The 21,550-nt window shown below is 44.4% G+C and carries 17 protein-coding genes; 7 read left to right on the plus strand and 10 right to left on the minus strand.

Translation table 11 applies throughout. The features are described from left to right. The first annotated feature begins 213 nt into the window (after positions 1-213). Entirely contained in the window at positions 214-3,069 is a 2,856-nt protein-coding gene (locus tag AB8613_RS17870) for an FAD-binding and (Fe-S)-binding domain-containing protein (protein ID WP_372385438.1), read from the plus strand. A gap of 121 nt (positions 3,070-3,190) precedes the next feature. Here AB8613_RS17870 and AB8613_RS17875 read toward each other — a convergent pair whose 3' ends face one another. Beyond that, positions 3,191-3,433, minus strand: a complete 243-nt coding sequence (locus tag AB8613_RS17875) for a hypothetical protein (RefSeq protein WP_372385439.1) — start codon at positions 3,431-3,433, stop codon at positions 3,191-3,193. Positions 3,434-3,457: 24 nt separating this feature from the next. After that, on the minus strand, positions 3,458-4,327 hold the full coding sequence (locus AB8613_RS17880) for a GyrI-like domain-containing protein (RefSeq protein WP_017085035.1): 870 nt from the start codon (positions 4,325-4,327) through the stop codon (positions 3,458-3,460). Between the two features lie 115 nt (positions 4,328-4,442). On the opposite strand from AB8613_RS17880, the gene AB8613_RS17885 reads away from it, so the two are divergent. From AB8613_RS17885 to AB8613_RS17895, 3 genes are all read left to right on the plus strand, one after another. Continuing rightward, on the plus strand, positions 4,443-5,591 hold the full coding sequence (locus AB8613_RS17885) for a PLP-dependent aminotransferase family protein (protein WP_372385441.1): 1,149 nt from the start codon (positions 4,443-4,445) through the stop codon (positions 5,589-5,591). A gap of 301 nt (positions 5,592-5,892) precedes the next feature. After that, positions 5,893-6,882, plus strand: coding sequence for a rhodanese-related sulfurtransferase (locus tag AB8613_RS17890; protein ID WP_146492562.1), 990 nt, complete (start codon positions 5,893-5,895; stop codon positions 6,880-6,882). A gap of 156 nt (positions 6,883-7,038) precedes the next feature. After that, positions 7,039-7,296, plus strand: a complete 258-nt coding sequence (locus tag AB8613_RS17895) for a YdcH family protein (RefSeq protein WP_009846137.1) — start codon at positions 7,039-7,041, stop codon at positions 7,294-7,296. 90 nt (positions 7,297-7,386) lie between these two features. Here AB8613_RS17895 and AB8613_RS17900 read toward each other — a convergent pair whose 3' ends face one another. After that, positions 7,387-8,649: a sensor histidine kinase gene (locus AB8613_RS17900; RefSeq protein WP_372385444.1), complete on the minus strand. Its 1,263-nt coding sequence runs from the start codon at positions 8,647-8,649 to the stop codon at positions 7,387-7,389. Continuing rightward, positions 8,621-9,289, minus strand: coding sequence for a response regulator transcription factor (locus AB8613_RS17905; RefSeq protein ID WP_146492564.1), 669 nt, complete (start codon positions 9,287-9,289; stop codon positions 8,621-8,623). The genes AB8613_RS17900 and AB8613_RS17905 overlap by 29 nt, the downstream gene beginning before the upstream one ends. A gap of 84 nt (positions 9,290-9,373) precedes the next feature. On the opposite strand from AB8613_RS17905, the gene AB8613_RS17910 reads away from it, so the two are divergent. The 3 genes from AB8613_RS17910 to AB8613_RS17920 all read left to right on the plus strand — a co-directional run bounded on the left by AB8613_RS17910 (position 9,374) and on the right by AB8613_RS17920 (position 14,105). After that, complete coding sequence (locus AB8613_RS17910) at positions 9,374-10,546, plus strand: DUF5666 domain-containing protein (protein WP_327784579.1); 1,173 nt, start codon at positions 9,374-9,376, stop codon at positions 10,544-10,546. A 150-nt stretch (positions 10,547-10,696) separates the two neighbouring features. Continuing rightward, the gene (locus AB8613_RS17915; RefSeq protein ID WP_372385446.1) at positions 10,697-11,176 is read left to right on the plus strand and encodes a GNAT family N-acetyltransferase; all 480 of its coding nucleotides are present in this window, start codon (positions 10,697-10,699) and stop codon (positions 11,174-11,176) included. Between the two features lie 247 nt (positions 11,177-11,423). Beyond that, positions 11,424-14,105, plus strand: a complete 2,682-nt coding sequence (locus tag AB8613_RS17920) for a hypothetical protein (protein WP_372385447.1) — start codon at positions 11,424-11,426, stop codon at positions 14,103-14,105. A 115-nt stretch (positions 14,106-14,220) separates the two neighbouring features. Here the strand turns inward: AB8613_RS17920 and manA are convergent, their stop codons facing one another. The 6 genes from manA to AB8613_RS17950 all read right to left on the minus strand — a co-directional run bounded on the left by manA (position 14,221) and on the right by AB8613_RS17950 (position 21,525). Next, positions 14,221-15,426, minus strand: coding sequence for a mannose-6-phosphate isomerase, class I (gene manA, locus AB8613_RS17925; protein WP_372385793.1), 1,206 nt, complete (start codon positions 15,424-15,426; stop codon positions 14,221-14,223). Between the two features lie 293 nt (positions 15,427-15,719). Continuing rightward, the gene (locus AB8613_RS17930) at positions 15,720-17,060 is read right to left on the minus strand and encodes an MFS transporter (protein ID WP_372385448.1); all 1,341 of its coding nucleotides are present in this window, start codon (positions 17,058-17,060) and stop codon (positions 15,720-15,722) included. Between the two features lie 8 nt (positions 17,061-17,068). Continuing rightward, positions 17,069-18,565: a signal transduction histidine-protein kinase/phosphatase UhpB gene (uhpB, locus tag AB8613_RS17935; protein WP_372385449.1), complete on the minus strand. Its 1,497-nt coding sequence runs from the start codon at positions 18,563-18,565 to the stop codon at positions 17,069-17,071. Beyond that, on the minus strand, positions 18,565-19,173 hold the full coding sequence (gene uhpA / locus AB8613_RS17940; RefSeq protein ID WP_017061545.1) for a transcriptional regulator UhpA: 609 nt from the start codon (positions 19,171-19,173) through the stop codon (positions 18,565-18,567). The genes uhpB and uhpA overlap by 1 nt, the downstream gene beginning before the upstream one ends. Before the next feature lie 217 nt (positions 19,174-19,390). Further along, positions 19,391-20,785 carry a hexose-6-phosphate:phosphate antiporter gene (gene uhpT / locus AB8613_RS17945; protein ID WP_102398465.1) on the minus strand — a complete coding sequence of 465 codons (1,395 nt, stop codon included), beginning with the start codon at positions 20,783-20,785 and terminating at the stop codon, positions 19,391-19,393. A 401-nt stretch (positions 20,786-21,186) separates the two neighbouring features. Continuing rightward, entirely contained in the window at positions 21,187-21,525 is a 339-nt protein-coding gene (locus AB8613_RS17950) for a DUF1840 domain-containing protein (protein ID WP_372385451.1), read from the minus strand. Positions 21,526-21,550: the final 25 nt, after the last annotated feature.

Consider the following 21,550-nt stretch of genomic DNA (forward strand, 5'->3'; position numbering starts at 1 on the left):
TGAGAAGCCGATAACATAGTAGAAATGGCCAGCAAACGCTGCCCGAAGGGTTCAGCTAAAAGCGTTTTACTCTTTGTTGAGGGGGATTTGCTTAGAGTGACTAGGCTACTTCCCCCTCGCCGCGATTAAAACGCTTTTATCTTAAACAAAATTTAACCACGAAAGGTCAACACGCCCTGATCAGTGCCAAATAAGAAGCACAAGGAAGCAAAGATGGAGACAAACACATCCCATGAGCGAGTAATAGACGCACAAGCTTATCAGCAGCTTGAAGCGATACTGGCTCAAAAAATAGAAACGGAACGCATTGTCACGCAAGAGGCAAAGCGCTTGGCTTACGGCACCGATGCGAGTTTTTATCGCTTGGTGCCGAAAATGGTTCTAAGGCTCAAGAACTTAGACGAAGTCATATTCACCATTCAAAGCTGTCGTGAACTCGGTATTCATTTTACCTTTCGCGCTGCGGGCACTAGCCTTTCTGGCCAAGCCGTTTCAGACTCGGTACTCATCACACTGACAGACGACTGGCGCGGCCACGAAATCGTAGACAACGGTAATCAGATCATCCTGCAACCCGGTGTGATTGGTGCCGATGCCAACAAATACCTTGCCCCTTTCCAACGTAAAATCGGCCCAGATCCAGCTTCAATCAATACTTGTAAAATCGGTGGTATAGCGGCGAATAACGCTAGTGGCATGTGTTGTGGTACTGCGCAAAACTCTTATCGCACCGTCGAGAGCATGAAAATCGTATTGAGTGATGGTTCCCTACTTGATACAGCGGATAACGCCAGCGTTGAGGCATTCAAGCAATCACACAAAGCGCTGTTTGAAGGCATTGTTGATTTACACAGACAGACTAGCTCGAATCAAGAACTCGCAGACAGAATCCGCCATAAGTACCGCCTCAAAAATACCACTGGCTACGCGCTTAATGCATTGGTCGATTACCACGACCCAATTGAAATCATCAAACACCTGATGATTGGCTCAGAAGGCACGCTAGGCTTCATCGCAGAGATTACCTACAACACGGTTATCGAACACCCAAACAAAGCTTCGGCTCTGTTGGTGTTTTCCGACATCGAACAAGCAAGCAAAGCCGTTACCACGCTATCCAAAACACCGGTTGCTGCGGTTGAATTGATGGATGGCAGAGCACTACGTTCAGTGGCTGATAAACCGGGTATGCCTGCATTTATGCCAAGCTTGGACTTGGAAGCCGCGGCTATTTTGGTTGAATCACACGCCAGCTCCCACCAGGACTTAGATTTACAATGTAAATCAATTTTGGACGCATTAACTGAGTATACGATTGTTGAATCGGTGCCTTTCACTTCCGATCCAAAGACAGTCGCAACCCTATGGGGCATTCGAAAAGGCATGTTCCCTGCCGTTGGCGCCGTACGTGAAGTCGGTACGACCGTTATTATTGAAGACGTGGCGTTCCCTGTCGAAAACCTTGCTAATGGTATTCGAGAGCTGCAAGAGTTGTTCGATAAGTACGACTACAGCGAAGCGATCATTTTTGGTCACGCCCTCGAAGGCAATCTGCACTTTGTATTTACTCAAGGCTTCGACAGCCAAACAGAAATCGATCGCTACGGCGGTTTCATGGATGACGTTGCCGAATTGGTTGCAGTGAAATACCAAGGTTCATTGAAAGCGGAACATGGTACAGGTCGTAACATGGCGCCTTATGTGGAGTTGGAATGGGGCAAAGATGGCTACGCCTTGATGCAACAGATCAAAGCGCTGTTTGATCCAGAAAGACTGCTCAACCCCGGCGTTATTATTAACGACAATCCGAATTCACACATAACAAATCTGAAGCCAATGCCTGCTGCCGATGAGCTTGTCGACCGCTGCATTGAGTGTGGATTTTGTGAGCCTGTTTGTCCGTCTCGTACGCTGACTCTATCACCACGCCAACGCATTGTTCTCTACCGAGAACTGCAACGCCGCCGCGCTGCAGGTGAAGAAATAGAAGCAAGCGAACTAGAGAAAACCTTCGAATACCAAGGCATCGATACCTGCGCTGCAACTGGCCTGTGTGCCGAGCGTTGCCCTGTGGGAATCAACACCGGCGACTTGATCAAGAAGCTTCGTATTGCCAAGTACGAGAAATTTACGCCAATCGCAAAGTGGACAGCGGATCATTTCTCGACCACCACTAAGCTGACCAAGGCTGGCCTCAAAACCAACCAAGTGGCGAGCAAAGTACTAGGCGCTAACACGGTCGGCAAGCTCACCAATGGCTTGCGCTCGATGACCAAAGGCGCGACACCCGTTTGGATGCCAGAAATGCCACAGTCCAACAGTCATACACTGACCTCTTCATCTATGACGGCAGAAAACTCAAGCAATCATAAGAAGGTGGTTTACCTGCCTTCATGTGCAAGTCGAACCATGGGACAGCAAAGCGATGCGGGCGATCAGCGTCCTCTGACTGAAGTGACCATGTCTTTACTCAACAAGGCTGGATTTGAGGTTATTCTTCCGAAGAAGCTAGATGACCAATGTTGTGGTATGCCTTACGACAGTAAAGGCATGACCGACTTAGCTCAATCGAAGGCTCAGCAGTTGGAAGAAGTGCTATGGCAAGCCAGTCGTCAGGGTGAATACCCAGTTTTGATGGACACCAGCCCGTGTGCCAAACGCAGTATTGAGCAATTCACCAAGCCATTAGAGGTGCTAGAGCCTACAGGGTTTGTGAACCAGTACTTGCTTGAACACCTGACACTTGAGCCACTGCAAGAAACCGTGATGCTGCATGTAACTTGTAGTTCTCGTCGAATGGGCTTAGAAGGCGCGATGTTGAGCCTTGCTAAAGCCTGTACCGAAGAGGTTATCGTCCCTGAGCATATTCAATGTTGTGGTTGGGCGGGTGATAAAGGCTTTACTACGCCAGAGCTGAATGAGGCTGCGGTACACCCACTCAAAGAACAAGTGCCGAGCAACTGTACTCGCGGATTCAGCAACAGCCGAACCTGTGAAATCGGTTTATCGCACCACAGTGGCATTCCGTATCAATCAATCTTGTACTTGGTAGACGAAGTGGCGCAGTAGCCCCATTCATACTGCGAGCGACGTGCTCTAGCTTAAAACGAAAAATGGCAGCCCAATCAGGCTGCCATTTCTTTGTTCGTTTGATAAAACGTTATTTAGCTAGTTGTTACGAAGCTGACAGCTAGAGAGATAAGCGCATTAACTCTTCTGGTGAGTAGTGTTCTGCTTCTGCACCTTTGGCGATTAAGTCGATCACTTTAAATTCGCTCATGTCACCAAACTCTTTAGTTAAGTAGTCACGAAACGCTTTCTCGTTCGGCCATTTACCTCGCACGATATAGCCATCTTCTTTGTCAAAATCTTCCGTTTCAAAGAAGGAAAAATCGGTCATACCAATATTGTGGCAATACAAAACAAGATACATAATTATTCCTCAAAAACGGGGTTACTAATAAAAACTCACAGGGAGGTAGAAATCAAGCTCAAACACTTCATCACTATTAAGAAAATGGTTCCGATGATAATGCACATACGCAGGAGTCGAACGCTGTTTGAAACCAGAAGCCGGTAACCATTTTTCCAATACCATACTGATCTGTGGTAGCAGCTCACCATAACGACCATTAAGTCGAAACACCGCATGCAAACCGCCTGGAATCACCATTTGGTTCACCACACTGCGATACTTAATCGGCTCATCAATCGCGATACACGCTACATAGCGACACTGATCCATTTCAACCCAAGCAGGGTTAGAGTGATGCAAACCAAATTGGCTCGAAAAGTCACGCTGTTCCGAGTTCGCCCACGCTTTCAATATCAGCCATGCGTTGCGAATAGAGCGGTTATAACCAGTATGTCGAACATAAGCTGCCATTCGGTCTGATACTTCAACAATTTTAGGTTCCGGCAACTCCCGCTGCGACACATTCAAATAACCCGCCGCCACTTCGGGATCTTTCAGGTAAGGTTTTTCTGCAATCTGTAAATCATGCTTCCGCCATTCTCCGGGCGACATATTAAAAGTCGCTTTAAATGCTCGGCTAAACGAAGACACAGAGCTAAAGCCGCATTTATGGGCGATCTCAACCACAGACGAGCTGGTATCGAACATTAATTGATTGGCCGCATACTCCATTCGAGTGCGTCGAATGTACTGATGTAGCGACTCCCCAACCACACTTTTGAACGTGCGATGAAAGTGTTGCTCTGAATACGCAGCAATCTCAGAGAGCGCTTTTGCAGACAAAGGCTGACTGATGTCTTGGTGAATATGGAACAAAACATCATTGATTCGGGATATATGTTGTCGTGACATCGTTCAAATAGCATAAATGGACATGTTTAAGAGCATAAACGGACACGCCAGTTTTTACAATTGCCGTGTAATATCAAGCGATAGAATAAAAACGATAAACGACGAGACACAACACATGGAAATCGCACAGTCATTACAACAGATTCAATCTTCATACATTCGAGAGATCCTCGCAGCCGCAAGCGATCCAAATGTTATTTCGTTGGCCGGTGGTTTACCCGATGCGAAAACATTCCCTATCGATTTAATGAAGCCTACGCTAGAAAACCTAGCGAACATGCCTGAAGTTTTCCAATACGGTTCGACCGCCGGTTATGGCCCGTTGCTTGATCACCTAACACAAAGCTACCAATTGCCAGAATCTCACACGGCAATGATCTGTACAGGTTCTCAGCAAGGTTTGGATTTGATTGCACGTGCTTATGTTGATCCGGGTGATGTGGTTGTGATGGAAGCGCCAAGTTACCTAGGTGCGATGCAGGTTTTTGGCTTAGTTCAAGCAAACATTGCGACTGTGTCTCAAACAGAATTTGGCCCGAACCTGGATGAGCTGGAAACGTGCTTTGCACAGCAAGCGCCGAAAATGTTCTATGCCGTACCAGATTTCCACAACCCAACCGGCGTGTGCTGGGCAACAGAAACTCGTCAAAAAGTGGCTGAGCTGTGTATCAAATACAACGTAGCCTTCATTGAAGATGCACCATACCGTGAGCTACGTTTCACTGGTACGGAACTGCCGTTGGTTTCTTCGTTCTGCCCTGATAACTCTATCGTTCTTCGTTCATTCTCTAAGATTGCATCGCCAGGTCTACGTATTGGTGCGGTAACAGGCAAACGCAGCTACCTTGAGCCACTGATCAAAGTGAAGCAAGGCGCTGACTTGCACTCAAGTGTACCCATGCAAGCGCTGCTTGTTGGTCTTCTAAAGCATGAAGACTTCAACGTGCATATGGAAAACATTCGCACACTGTATAAGTCTCGTTATGAAGTGTTGTTTTCAGAGCTAGAAAAACAACTGCCTACAGATTGCGTGTTAAAAGCCGTAGATGGCGGGATGTTCATTTGGGTTGAAATCCCAGAGTGCGATACCTTCGAATTAGCTAAGACTTTGCTATCGAATGGCGTCGCGGTAGTACCAAGCCCAGTATTCTATCCACAGGCCGATGAAGCAAAAGCCGCACTGCGCCTAAACTTCACTAATGCCAACCCGGAAGAGTTGATGGAAGCGGTGAAACGCTTAGCGGAAGTACTTAACCAAGCGTAATCGCTGCTTAAGTAACACATACTAGATACCAAAGCCCTGCTGTATTATTACAGCAGGGCTTTTTTGTGTAATGTCGCCTCCAAGAAAGATGGTGAAATAACTCGGTTTCTTAAATAGTAAATCCACATAACATTTGTTGATAAATAGCCCTACCTTTGGTTGGTTTTTGTCCCGTACCGCCTTAGTTATACTGCGGCTGATTTTAATAAGCCAACAGACTGAACTAAGTTGAAATACTAAGTTTTGATCAAAACAGGCAACCGCTCTGGATTTACGTTCCAGCTCGCAGAAAGGAGAAACCATGTCTCAATATGTTGTATGTGCTCTGTATAAATTCGTAGCACTTGATGATTACCAAGAAATTCGCCAGCCACTCACTGATGTTTTAGAAGCCAACCAAATCCGCGGTACTTTGTTACTTGCGAGTGAAGGTATCAACGGCACCGTTGCAGGTAAGCGCGAATCTATCGACGCTCTTCTTAAATGGTTCAAACAAGATTCTCGTTTGGCTGATGTGGTTTACAAAGAGTCGTTCAACGAAGAACAACCATTCAACCGTACCAAGGTTAAGCTTAAGAAAGAGATCGTAACCATGGGCGTTGAGGGCATCGACCCACGCCACGTTGTCGGCACTTACGTGAAACCAAACGAATGGAATGCGCTGATTTCTGATCCAGATGTGATTCTGGTTGATACTCGTAACGACTACGAAGTGGACATCGGCACATTCAAAAATGCTGTAAACCCAAACACAGAAACCTTCCGTGAATTCCCTCAATACGTTGAAGACAATCTTGATCCTAAGAAGCACAAGAAAGTTGCAATGTTCTGTACTGGTGGTATTCGTTGCGAAAAATCAACAGCCTACATGAAAGAACAAGGTTTTGATGAGGTTTACCACCTTGAAGGCGGCATTCTTAAGTATCTAGAAGAAGTACCTGAAGAAGAGAGCATGTGGGAAGGCGATTGCTACGTATTTGACGGTCGTGTTGCGGTAAACCACCAGCTAGAAAAGAGCGGCTACGATGTGTGTAACGCTTGTCGTCTGCCAATCACTGACGAAGACAAAGCCTCTGAGCACTTCGAGAAAGGCGTAAGCTGCCCTAAATGTGTTGATAAGCACAGCGACGAGCAAAAAGCGCGTTTCCGTGAACGTGAAAAGCAAGTTCAGCTATCAAATGCGCGTGGTGAAACCCACGTAGGTGGCGAAGCTGCTCATCTTATCGAGCAACGCAAAAAAGAGAAGCTTGCACACAAAGAGCAACAACGCTCTAGCAAGAAAGCGAAGTAGTATTTGCTCCTACTAAAATAACGAAGGGTATTAGCGCATCCACAATGGAACGCTAATGCCCTTTTTTGATCCTGCTCTCGCTTTGTGTTTAGGAACACATTTATCTTCAAAAATAGGCTCTATACTGAAGTTAATTAGACAAGTGAGGAAGTGCCAATGCTCAATGAAAACCATGCCTTTATCTTAGATTTCCCAGATCTTAAATTAGACATTGTTCAGCTCAACCACGACGACGAAAAATTCAAAGCAGACATGCAGAAATACCACCAACTCGACTACGACATCCGTCAGCTAGAAATCTCTGGCAGCCCTATCGATGACGACAGCATGCACAACCTCAAAGTAGAACGCATGGAGCTAAAAGACTCGCTACACAAACAGCTCACACGCCATCACGCACTTAAGATCGTATAACAACTCATATGCTAGTGTGGCTAACTTAGCCACACTACTCTCCTTCTCAATGGGTTAATTTTTTGTAATCGAAACTACCTGCTACCCAACCTAATTATCCACTGAGAAATCTAAGTAAGTACTGAATTGAAGCCCATCATCTTGAGTTTCAAAACTCCAACCCATTCGCTCACAAATTCGTTGCACAATCACTAGGCCACAACCATAGCCAGCATTGTAAGTCTCGTTGCCATCATGACGGTTAGTGATCACTAATTGAGAACCTGTCACCACAATTCCAACATCGCCAATACTGTAGCTAAACGCATTTTTAATTAAGTTATTCAATACAATAGTAATAAAGCTCTCTGGCGCATACACAGTGACAGTCTCTTTGACGTCCAGATCATAACTCGCATCCTGCTTGGCAAACAAAGGCGCCATTTCAAGCAACTGATTCTGAACTTCGACTGCCAAGTCATAGTGACCGAAATAATGCTCATCGATACTCTCTTTACCAAGCAGCAAAAACATCTCAGTCAGCACTCGCATCTGTTCACTCGCTTCTTGCAAGCGATTAATCGCTTTTAACGCAACAGGAGGTTGATTGGGTACTTTAGTTAGCAGATCAGCCGACCCTTTTATCACCATAATCGGGGTTCTAAGTTCATGAGAGGCAAATCGATTGAACTCCTCTTCCCGCTGAAAAAATCCTGAAATGTGATTCTTTGAATCTAAAAGCGTTTGCTCAATATGTCGTGTTTCAGCGTAAGATGTCTCAACTTCAAAACTTGGCTGCTCAGGGTGCATTTGCCCGATTTTCTTTTCTATCTGATTAAGTGGCCTCGACAGCGAGCGTACAACATAGATCCCATACAGAACCATGAAGATGGAGGTTAAGCCACCTAGTATGAGGGTGTAGTTGTGGAGGCTCCATTCATACTCGTCGAGGTAGTCGTCGGCGTCATCTTGAAACAAGATATACATCAGCCCTTTGCCTGACGGGTGTTCGAATACGTAAAAATGTTTATCTTCTGTACCTAACAGATGTTCATAGAAACCGGGCTCTTTGTATCGAGCTAACCAATTGGGCAGTTCTCTTTCACTCCAATAGGTTGAAAACTCATTTTTATTCGGCAACAACGCATCTTCGCCAAGCAACTGATATTCAGACGTATAACGGTTAGCTTCAGTGTCTAGCCAGTGATGGAGGCTGATCACTTCCATCTGGTTTTCAGCGATATAAATAACTGTCCAGAAAAGCCCGAACATGACCAAGGTCATCAAACCAAAGCTGCGGCGAATTTTTCGGTAGATGCTCGGGTAATCGCCGTGGCTTGAGCCGTTATGCTTTGAGTCGGTAACCTTGTCCATGAATAGTCTCTAATCGTGAATGTTCAAACCCTTTATCGAGCGCGTTACGCAGGCCATAAATATGACTTCGCAGTGCATCACTGCTTGGCGATTCATCACCCCAAACAGAATCAATCACTTCAGTTCTTGAAACAATCGCTGGTGCATGACGCATAAGGACTTTTAGTATCTTAAGCTGAATACGACTCAACTTAATAAGCCTACCTTCTCGGTATACCTCGTCGGTCTGCGAGTTGAGAGATATATCGGCAAAACTCTGCTTTCCAATATCTTGCCGTGGTCCTCGGCTTGCCAATGCGTTGAGCCTTAAACTGAGCTCTTGCATTGCGAAAGGCTTCACCAAGTAATCATCTCCGCCCGCTTGAAAGGCAGCGATTTTGTCGTCCAACCTATCTTTAGCGGTTAAAAATAGAATTGGCGTAGGGCACTGCACCTCTTCTCGTAACTTTTTGACAGCAGAAATACCGTCCAATTTAGGCATCATGATGTCCATAATAATCACGTCATAATGATTCTCAGACGCTAACTTCAACGCCGCTTCACCATGATAAGCACAATCGATCACCATCCCTTCTAACTCTAGGTAATCGGCAATGGTTTCTGCAACATTATGGCTGTCATCAACGATCAAAACTTTCATCGATTTATTTCACCTTTCTTCACGAGTGCTTCACGTTTGAGTTTATAAGATACACCCTCAATAAACTAAATAAAGAGTATATAGATGAAAAAGTTAGCGCTGATTTCGGTTGTCGGTTTAATTCTAACTGGCTGTGGCGGTAGTGACAGCAATAGCAATGGAAGCAACGATAACAACACGCAAGCTCCATCAGCAATTCAAGGTACCATTGACTCTGTTTCTGGCAACACCATTGTTGTGAATGGCTATAGCTATCAAGTAGACAGCGCCACTTACGCGGGTGAGGACGTGGCTATTGCAGACTTAGAAAAGAACATGATGGTCTCTATTTCATCTAATGCTCGTAGCGCTTCAGCTCACACTGGCGGGGCTCAAGTTGGTCTTGAACCGACCATCGTTGGTCTTATTTCAGACACCAACCACAATAATGGCACATTTAAAGTCAATGGCATCGCATTGACCTTTACAGATCTGTCACGTGAAATTGAAAATGGCGATTGGGTTATGGTCTCTTCTTTACCAACAGCGAATGCAGGTTACAAAGTACTTTCTGTTGTTAAGTTTGAGCACTCTAACTTGACAGAATCCGTTGAAGTTGAAGGGCTAATAAGCGATTTAAATGAATCGACTTTCAAACTTGGTGCTAATCTAAGTGTTGATTATTCAATTGCCCACATCGACAACGATGACAGCAGCAATGGATTATCTAACGGCCTTTGGGTTGAAGTCACTGGCTCAATGGCTGGCTCTCTATTGAAAGCAGATGAAGTGGAAGTCGAAGATTTTGATGAGATCGATAATGATACAGAAATTGAAGGTATTATTACTTGGGTAGCTAACGACAAATCATCATTTGATTTAAGCTACAAAGGTCGCTTTTTTATCAATGACAATACTCGTTACGAAGATGGTAACCAATCAAACTTGACCGTAGGTACAGAAGTCGAAGTAACAACGGAACAAGCTAACGGCGAAAATGTTGCTACCGAAATAGAATTTGAACACAACGATGATTCACAAGATTGGAATGATAATGACGTTGATTTTGAAGGTGAAGTTCAGAGCACCAATGACGAAGCATTGAGCTTTGTTATTCAAACGTTCTCTGGCAATCAAACTATCTACGTTAACCAAAATACTCGCTATGAAGATGGTCTAAGTTTCGATACGTTACATGGTCAACGTATTGAGGCAGAAGCTTACAAGGTTAATAACCAGTACATAGCAAGCGAAATCGAAGCAGAAGACAACGACTAACGCATAGAACATCCTTGTTATTGAATTCAGAAGCCATGCTCTACGCATGGCTTTTTTGCATCAAAATATTCCAAACGACAGATGAAAACTACCTTTTTAATTATGTTACTGTTTGCTTATTAAAAGGCGTTTGATAAGGAAGCAAGCAGAGTGGTAATAAAAGAAGAGAATATACAACTCCGACTCGTTCCAAGTTCCGAATTCGAAGAACTGTTTGCGTTTGTTAAGCAGGGGCTTTTCATACACGTAGATAACGTTTTCGGCTGGGAGGACGACTTCCAACGTAAGCGACTTTTAAACGATTACCATCCCTCTTGGTTTCATTGGATATACCATAAAAACGAAAGAGTCGGACTCGTCTGCTTTAAGCCTTATGGAAACACATACCATATTCATCTGCTGATCATTTCCCCTCAATACCAAGGTCAGTCTCTTGGTAAAAAAGCCATGTTACTCATCCACAACAAAGCCCATCAAGAACAACGAAACCAAGTCACTCTGTCGAGCTTTAGAAGTAACACCAGCGCCATCAGTTTTTATCAGGCACTTGGCTATCAAATTGTTGATGACAGTGATGCTCACTTTATCACCTTAGCTGCAAAAGTTTATAAAATACAACTAGATATATAATAATTACAATTGATAAGTATGTAAATTACAAGCACCAAACATTCACAATAGATATCACTCGCATATATAACTCCACTAGTTAGATATGTCTCTAGAATAAATACTCCGGCTATTTCCACCACATTCCGCTTTGATACATTTCTCATCAATGGCATTCAATTTATAAATAGTCATATTTATCAATGACATTCTGCCAATTGATTCCAGAGTAGTAAATTTTTATCAATAACTTAATAGGAGAACTAACATGAATGGTCAACGTTCACTGTTAGCAGTGGCAATAGCCCTAGGGATAGCAGGATGTGGTAGCGACAGTTCAAATAGCTCCACAACTGATACTGGCGGTTCAACAGCAACTTCAGCGTCTTTAACAGCAAAGGCCGCTGATGGCTATTTGGTAGGAGCCAATGCGTGTTTGGATCTAAACAGTAATAAAGTTTGTGATAAGGATGAGCCAAGTGCCGTAACGGGTGACGATGGTTCGTTTACAATTGATAATCTAACTCAAGAACAACTTGAACAAGGTACTCTGTTGATCGAAGTGGTTGCCGGACAAACCATCGATACCGATAACCCAGGTGTCGTTCTAAGCAAGAGCTATCGCTTAACTGCGCCACCAAAATCCGCATTTATTAGCCCATTAACGACTCTGATTCAAAATGAAATAGAGAGTGGTTCTTCGTTAGAAGAAGCTAAAACAGCTATTCAAGAGAAGTTGGGGACAACTCTCGATTTAACGCAAGATTATATCGAAGCCAAAAACAATAACGACTTAGCCGATGCACAAAAAGCGGCTTTTGAAAACCTACACCGCGTTGCTCAAGTTACCGCTTCAGTCATGGCAGAGAACACGGATGCGTTATCAGAAACAGCAGCGGGCGCCGGTATTTCTGTCGAAGCACTCACCGCATTAATTAATGAAGAAGTCACTCGAGTCCTCGAGGAAGTCGTAAAAAATATTGAAGCAGCTGGAGATAACTTCAACCCAAGCGACATTGCTGGCAGCATTAATCGCGATCACATCGCCATTGATGACTCTAATCTCGAAGATAAAATTAAAGAAAATGAGGCAAATAAAGGCTCTAAGCAAGCCGACCTCGCGAAGCTTATCAAAACAGACGGTATCAATTGGTTTGGCGGCGATAATGACACTGGCAAAGATTTAGTGGTTGCCTATGGAACATTGAAGTCTGATTCAGATAACTCAGTGACCGAAACCAGTTATATTTATGATTACTTTGCCGAGCAATTTGTTGAGTTTGAATATACCCCTGACACAAATAACATGGTATTAAGTCAAAACGGTTGGGAAGCGAGCGATGATACCTTAACCAGTATCAAACCCAATAAAGATGGAAGCTTAACCCTAGAATCCAAAACCTCTATTTTTAACGAAGTCGCTAGTGCGAAGCAGTTAGATATAAGTGGCCTCAATGTACGCTCCATCATGGATCAAACGGACGATGAGAATGTATGGTCTAACATTATACCAGCAGGTCTAAAGTTCCCTGACAACACAACCGCATACAAATTGTCTGTGGAAGATATCCACGACGACATTTATACCTTTTACAAAGGTGATTGGTGTGCAGAGTACGATCCAGAACGATATGCCGCACTCAATAACATGTGTAATGGCATTAGCGCCTTTAAGAATGGCAGCGATACATGGCTTGCTACCTTGGCATCGACTATCGCAGAAGATGAATCAGATCGTCATGACACAGCGTCTAATAATCATGCTGATTTAATTCCGATGGCAGGCACGGAAAATGGCGATATATTCGCTCAACTATTGCCTAACGGTACCGTGATTTACTACATGAGAGCATGGGATTGGGAAGCTCCTTTCTCCAAACTTTCAGAACTCGGATCATGGAAAGATGTGTCTATAAATGACGAGCTATTACGTCAAGTGACGATTCCTGAATCTATCCACTCACAAGCTACTTGGTCTAACTACCAAAAAGAAGATAACTCCGCTTATTTGTCTGTAGTCGAAGGCTTTGTACGTATTACCTTCAAAGAGATCGAAGAAGCTAGTAGTGAGGCTTATATCTTTGACGAAGCAACTAAACAGTTCATTTTGGATAACGCATTAACGCCACAGCCTCTGCACCCTCTGAACCTACAAGCTTGTCTCGACTCACTGCCGGATGCTCAGTTCATCGCTACAGCTAATGACGTCACGGTTTACGATGTGCAACGCACACCTATGTGGGAGCCGGAAGCAGTAACACAGAACCTAACTTATGAGTTTACCTACTTGGGTGACACTTTCTCTTGGCTGAATGATGTTACGTTAGTCACCGGACTTCCAAGTTGGATTTCTGACTTAGCAGGTAGCCTAGAAAAGACGCGTGTCGATATAAAAGATTCGCAAGGTGTTTTAATGGGGTATGAGTATTCATATAGCTCTGAAGATCACTATCTAGGTCAAGAGGGCTTTAACTCTGATGACTCACTAGGCTGGGGTTCGGCTAAGGCTGTGTTGCCACTGGCAATTGCTGATAATCAAAAGATTATCAATCAAGTGGTAGATTTCGGTACATCAACCAATGCACCGCTAACATCACAATATGACTATGAGTATGACGAAGTCAGTGGTGAATTCATTGGTATTGAGTCTCCTGGATTAAGGACTGTATCTGTAGAAACGTCATTAGATGAAATTATCAACGGACGACCTTACTTTCTGCCCACTTTCAACTACCAAGAAACCTACCTAGGTAAAGAAGAAGTTACTGTGCCTGCGGGTACCTTTGCTGCATGTAAAGTAACAAGTGAGACACAATTCGAAAATGACGGACCTCGTGACACTCAAACTGCTTGGCTTGCAAACCGAGGATCTATTAAGTCCATTCGAGAGGAACAATCTTGGAGTATGTCGATTAATATGGAAGCAACAAGCTTGCCGACTATTAAGTAATCGATAGGCAACATGAACAAGCCAATATGAATTTGGCTTGTTCATTCTTCCATTAGCCCTTTAAGCCAACATCTTCATTCACAAAACTTGATAGCAATTCCAGCTGAGCACTCCCTTAATTAAACGCTCTGGCAACACGGCCATTACTGCTCAATTCGTAATGACCAATATAAGCCGGGATAAATACCGATTGCCCTTTAGTAAGGCTTAAATGCTCGCCTTTCTGACTCACTAGCGTTAGATCATCATCGATTGCCATTAAAATTTCAGCACCGCTTGTGATCACTTCTTCTTGCTGAGGGCGATGAAAGATATTGAAATCAAAATCACTGACAGGAATATCATAACTATCACATTGACCCAGTTTTGAGGGCGCTAACAACAAGCGTTCGAACGGGATTGGCGTAAACTCTGTACACGCAACTAACTCAGCCACATCAATGTGTTTTGGCGTTAAACCTGCTCGCAACACGTTGTCTGAATTTGCCATAATCTCGAGCCCAGTTCCCTTAATGTAAGCATGCGGAGTGTTCGCATTCAAATACATCGCTTCACCCGGGTTTAGTGTGATCAAGTTAAGAAGCAGAACACAAAACAAACCAATATCGTTCGGGTACTGATGGCTAAGCTCAGTAACCAAAGCAAACTCAGCTTGGTCTTGATGAGACTCTGCGTAAGTCAGAAGTTGCTCTAATGCTCGGTGTTTACGTTGGTCATCTAGAGTTAGCAGATCACGGAAAAACACTTCTAAGCCAAGAGAATCAATATTGTTACCAAACTCTTCAACCAAGCCAGCCAACTCGCTCGAATCCAATTTTCTGAACAGACCTAATATTTCATCGAATTCTCGAAAGCCATTCATCGCTTGATATTCAGTGATCGCGTAAACCAATTCAGGTTTGTGGTTCGAGTCTTTGTAATTGCGATGCCCTGCGTTTAGGGGAATTCTTGCTTGCTCTTCTCTCGCAAAGCCAATTTCAGCTTGGCGCTTGTTTGGGTGAACCTGAACAGACAGCGCTTTTTCTGCTGCCAAGATCTTAAACAAGAACGGTAGCTCACCGAACTCCTGCGCAATATCAGTAGATAGATAAGCGGGTTTATTCTTGTTAATCAGCTCAGATAGAGGTACCAAATGTTGGTCAAGCTTAACCATTGAGCAGCCCTTCGGATGCGCTCCCATCCAAACTTCCGCTTGCGGCTCTTGTGACTCATTCTTAAAGCCAAACAGCTCACGTATCGAAGAAATACTCCCCCATGCATAATTTTGGATGGTGTTTTCCATTGGGAAAAATGAGTGTTCTGAGAAGTGGCTGAGTGACATGGCGTTTTCCATAGTGAGCCCTTTGAACATAATTCAGAGAGCTGATTTCTAATAACGTAAATAATTAGAAAGACTACAGAGAGCAGCTAGGACCCACATGAGATGAGGTCTTAGACGCAATAGGAAAAATTCTTAGAAACAGGTGAGATCGATGAAAAGCGTGAAAAGAGTCACATTTGAATATCACGAGTAGAAAGCGCTGGATCAGATAGCTGCTTGTATCGCACTGGTTACAGCAGCGATACAAGCAACAATACAAACACCAGCGACTATCTTGTTATCGAGAAGGCTCCTTAAAAGCCAGAGCAAACCTCTGCACTTTTCTGAGGTGATTGAGCTTGTAGAAAAGGGAGTAGCAGTAAACCGATGACCGCAGCACAAGTAGAGATGGTAATGAAGAATCCACTCCAGCCATAAGTTTCTAGAACGAGCGCTAATGGATAACCCGAGAGTGCTGCACCCATGTAAGCAAACAAGCCAACAAAGCCTGTCGCCGCCCCAGCAGAGTCTTTGTGCGAGCATTCTGCCGCCGCCATGCCAATAAGCATTTGAGGACCAAAAACAAAAAAGCCAACGCAAAATAGCCCAGCAGCTTGAAACACAAAGTTGGTTAAAGGCATAAGCCATAAAGCGGATACCGAGAGGAAGATACCAATCGCAAACAGGATGTTCATTGGACCGCGGTTGCCACCAAACAGCCTATCCGATCCCCACCCAGCAACAAGTGACCCAACAAAGCCACCAATCTCAAACAGAGACAAAGCTGCGTTCGCATTGATCAAACTGTAATCGTGCTCTTCGGTTAAGTATAAATTACCCCAGTCGTTAACCGCCGTTCTTACGATGTAAACCAACACATAACTAAAGGCGAGCAACCAAATATACTTGTTGCTGAACACGTAGGTTTTCAGGATTTCTCGATAGCTTAACCCTTGCCCGTGGCTCTCTTGTGCCAACTCTAGATGGTCATTGCGCCACTTTCCTACCGTCGGAAGTCCCATGGTGGTGGGCTTATCACGCAAACGCCAACAAACAATCAGACCAATAAAAACGCCAATCACACCCGGCCAAATAAACCCCGCTCGCCAACTGAATTGCAGCGTCAGATAACCCACAAGAATAGGAATTAGCGCCCCACCCACGTTATGTGCTGTATTCCAGATTGCCCAGCGAAAGCCTCTTTCGGAGCGAGAATACCAAGTCGTCAATAACTTAGAACACGATGGCCAGCCCCAACCTTGGAACCATGCATTGAGCACCCAAAGCAAGATAAAAACCGCCAAAGAACTAGAAAAGCCAAACGCTATATTGATCAAGCCTGTCGCGATTAAGCCAAGCCCCATGAAATAGCGCGGGTTTGAGCGATCCGATATCGTGCCTGAAATAAATTTCGATAAACCATAAGAAAGATAAAAGAGCGTGCCAATTAAGCCGATATCACCTTTGTCTAAGCCAAGGTCAGTGATCATTGCGGGCGCGGCATAATTAAAGGTTTTACGAGTGAAGTAAAAACCCGCATAGCCGACATACATTCCTATCATGATGTGGAGACGCCAGTAGCGATAACTCTGGTTGACTTCATCATCTGTTAGAGCATGAGTATTTGACGTTGTTGAGCGCAGAAATCCAAACATATTCGTTCTCACACTTTAGGTAATGTAACGCTGATATTGGTACCCGAAGATGAGCCATTAGCGTTGATTGTCATCTTGCCGCCGAGCGCCTGAACACGCTCTTGCATACCGCGAACCCCCATTCCTTTAAGAAGATCTTGCGCTGTAAAACCAACGCCATTGTCTGTGATTTGAAGGTAAGCCTGCTCATCTAAAATCAGTTCAATTCTAATTGCGCTCGCTTGAGCATATTTATGGGCATTGTTTAAAGATTCTTGACACAGTCGGAAGAGAGTGACCTTGAGCGTGTCACTCAAACATGAATAATCACCTTGCCAATTTAACTGGATATCAACGCCATGGTCCGAAAACTCCATCTCCCGAATAAGCTGTTCCACGGAATCTTTTAGATCAAGATCGTCCAACATTTTAGGTCTTAGTTTTGTAAGTAGACGTTTGGTGGTGTCATAAACATTCAAAGACAATGACTCAATCGTACCCGCACAGCGAACACTCATCTCAGCCGCATCGACGCGTTTAATAATGCTTGCCTGCGTGCGAATAGCCGTGATGTTTTGGCCAATTTCATCATGTAACTCACGCGCAATATCACGACGAACCGACTCTTCAGCCGTCACTAACTGACGAGAAAGGTTTTGATTTCTTGAGAGTTCGTTCCGCAATTTCAAATTAAGATCTTTCTGCTTTTGAACCGCTAAACCAAGCAATATACCTGTGATGGTTTGAGCAGATAGAGACAAGAGTAAGTCGGTAATTTCGAGTTTAGATGTTCCACTGTGAGCAGCAATCAATGCGACACTGTTTAACAGGGTCGCTAACAAAGCACCTTGCCACCCGTAACGAACCGCGAGCAAGATAATAGGGATCGCCATACAGAACGGGGCGAAGCGTCTTAGCTCATCAGGCAAACTGGTTTGTATCAAAATACTGGCGACCAACAAGACGCTGTATAAAGCGATGTGACGGATTTTGAACTCAACGACATTGTTGATTAAGTAAGAGCTCAGTGGCGCCCACTTGTTTTGGAATAGGTAGTTCCAGACTAGATAACACATCGGTACCAACATCAGTCCGCCGGTGATACTCACCAACCACACCATGTAAACAGCCGGAACATGAGAACCCACCACGGCAACGTTAATGAATGCTGTGACCATGATTAAGCTCGCCATCACTAACAAGTGACGATTCTGGTCACCAGAATAATAACGCTTGGCAATTAGCGTAGCAGGAATACTCAATCCACTGGCGATGAGTATCGTCAGCCATTGAGGTTCATCAAGCAGTAGAGCTAAAGCAATCGCGAGCCCCCACTCTGCAATATAGATGGCAGGCCAATAGTGGGTGCGAGTGTGCAGCGTCATTCCCAGTCGAAGTGAAAACGGGAAAAGCAGAATGGCTAACTCAGGGTCATTAATGAAATAGAAGGCAATAACCCATAAACAGAACCATGCACAGCCAGCCATAAAAACCCCACACAGGGAGGTGGCTAGGTAAGAACGCATTAGTACTGGTCTTGTGTAAACAGTTTCGCTAACTCGACGTTATTCTTAACATTGAGTTTGTCCATCGCATTGGCACGGTGTACATGCACCGTTTTATGGCTAACCCCTAGCTCTACGGCGATAGATTTTACATCGAGCCCTGTTGCCAATAACTGACACACTTCGCTTTCTCTGCGGGTGAGCTGATTTAAAGAGGCTTTATTCTTCATGGGTGTCGCAAGCTTTATGGCGATATCAGGCGTGAGATAACAGCCACCATTTGCGCTCGTGTGTACGGCTTGGATTAACTCATCAGGGCTACAGCGCTTGCTGAGATAACCTTTGGCTCCTAACTCTAATGACTTCTCAACCATCGCCGGAGAGTCATGAACGCTCAACATGATGCTGGCAATGCCAGATGGAATCTCTTCCAATAAGCTCAGGCCACTTTCGTCCTGCATTGAGATATCCAAGATCACGACATCAGGGTGACAGCTTGGCAATCCTAGGCGCGCTTCTGCCGCAGAGTTGAATTCACCCACGACCGTAATATCAGCTTCAAGACTGAGTAATTGAGCAAAGCCAGATCGAACAATGACGTGGTCATCAACAAGCGCAACATTAATCATGATATTAACCAAAATTAAGAGTAAGAAAGAAAAATAGCCCCAACAGGAGCTATCTAAAATTAAGTTTATTGATAGAGATGATACTGAATCGAACTAACGATTGGTATGATCTCACGTGCTTTAAACCAATAAATCACGTGAGACTATCTACCCGAAACTCTCTTTGCGACCACAAATGCGCGAGAGCAAATACACAAGAACAGGCTCACCAAACTCGCTACGCGTTTTGAGCCGCTAAATGCATTTTCTTAGCGTGGCGAATCTTCTTCTCTTCGGCAACCGCAACGAATAGCAGCAATACGATACAAATAGCCGCTGAAGTATCGAGTGCAGCAAACGTTCCTTTCCAACCCGTTAAGCCGAAAATAGGCGTTCCATCCGCAATCATACCTAGGCCAAGTTTGGCAAAGCTATCACCAATTAAGTAAGCAAATGTGCCTTTCACGCCATCCGCAACACTGATTGCTTTCTTCGGCACGAAACCTACCGCAGCAACACCAATCAGCAACTGAGGACCAAATACTAGGAAACCAAGCACAAACAGTGACGCTAGGTACATGAACTCACTCGTTGCATGCTGGTAGAACTCTAGCGAAACGATAATCAGGCCAAGCGAGACACAAGCAACTAAAGCACGGCGTCCATTCGCAAGGTCTGATAAATAGCCCCACATTAGCGTGCCGACCAGTGCGCCAACTTCAAACAGTGTGAAACCTGAAATCGCGGTTTCTTTTGATAGACCTAGCTCTTGATACGCATAAACGGTAGACCATTGATCGATACCGATACGAACAATGTATAAGAAGATATTCGCGAAGCAGAGCAACCAGATCACTTTGTTTTTCAGGATGTATTCAACAAAGATCTCTTTCTTAGTCATTTGATTTTCTTCAGCAGCCGTATCTTCTTCGCTGACTTCTTCATCAAACAACTCTTCAACCGTACCTAGACCGTAGGCTTCTGGAGAATCATTACCAAAGCGCATACCAATAAAGCCAACCACAATCGCGATGATGGATGGGAACACGAACATACCGATCACGTTGCCATCGAATAGGTAGTTAGCGCCGAACAGAGCCACACCAGCGGCACCTGCGCCACCCACGTTGTGTGACATATTCCAAAGGCCTAAATAAGAACCACGCTTGTTACGAGGCGTCCATTTAGTGATGGTTGAGTAGCTTGAAGGACCGCCGGTACTTTGGAAGAAACCACTCAACGCATAGAAGGCCACCATCAAGAATAAGCTAGCACTGCCACCGCCCATACTGAAGCTAAAGCCCAGCATAGCGATACCAGAAAGGACAAGCATGAATGGTAGGAACTGCTTGGTGTTTTTACCATCGGCATAATAGGAAACGACAGTTTTACCGATACCGTAAGTGATAGAGAAACCCAGACCGATAAGACCTAGATCCGTCATCGATAATCCATAAGTAGAAATCATGTCGTTTTGCGCGACATTGAAGTTCTTACGGATCAAATACATGGTTAGATAACCAATGAACACGACTAGGTAAGATTGTAGGAATGGTTTAAACCACATTTTTCTTCTAGTTTCGACCGGAAGATCCAGCGTCGGTTTTCGAACCTGATCTAGGAACTTTAACATTGTGAACTCTCTTATTATTTATGAGGTCTGCACGGCATAGTTGCGACCATGCATTGTTTGTTATTTGACAGGGAAATAATAAGGAGTCTAAAAATCGACCGCATGAGAGAGGGTCTTAGAATAACTAGGAAAAATTCTTAGTTCAGAATTGGGAGTCAAGAAAGCGTGAACAGCATCACTTTGTTTACGGTGTGTTATGGATTGATATTACGATAACAAAAGTCACTCATTTCAAGGCGGACGAACCTTGTAAACAAACAGAAACGAGTGGATTACTTCACTAAAAAAAACACCAGTATCGGTTCATCACCATCAAACTCCATGGTGTTACCGATACTGATTCAACATTCATTCTTATTAAAATAGATTCAATAGGCTTGTTACGTTTCGCGCGAATCGTACTATAGTCGCTTGCCGCTACCGTCTTCCCACATCACTTCGCACTCATCCTTGATGGCGGCCTTTAATAATTCAACCAGTGGGAACGCTCGGCTACCAATATTAACAGGCGCTTCAACAACCTCTTCTTCATTGTCGTCATCAGTATTCTCTTGCTCTACAGGTTTACTCTGCTCTGCTGCGATCGCAGCACGTAAATTATCCAGAGCTTGAGGAACCTCTGAAGCATCCATAGCGCCAGGGATAGTGCCGCTGTGCCCAAGCATCTTGATGAACTGAAGACCGACTTCACCAAACATCGTGACGCTAGCATGAGCCTTGCAACTAAAAGTAATTAACATTATGAGCCTCTCTTGGTTTTGGTTA

The sequence above is a fragment of the Vibrio sp. BS-M-Sm-2 genome (assembly GCF_041504345.1).
GTDB classification, from domain to species: domain Bacteria; phylum Pseudomonadota; class Gammaproteobacteria; order Enterobacterales; family Vibrionaceae; genus Vibrio; species Vibrio satsumensis.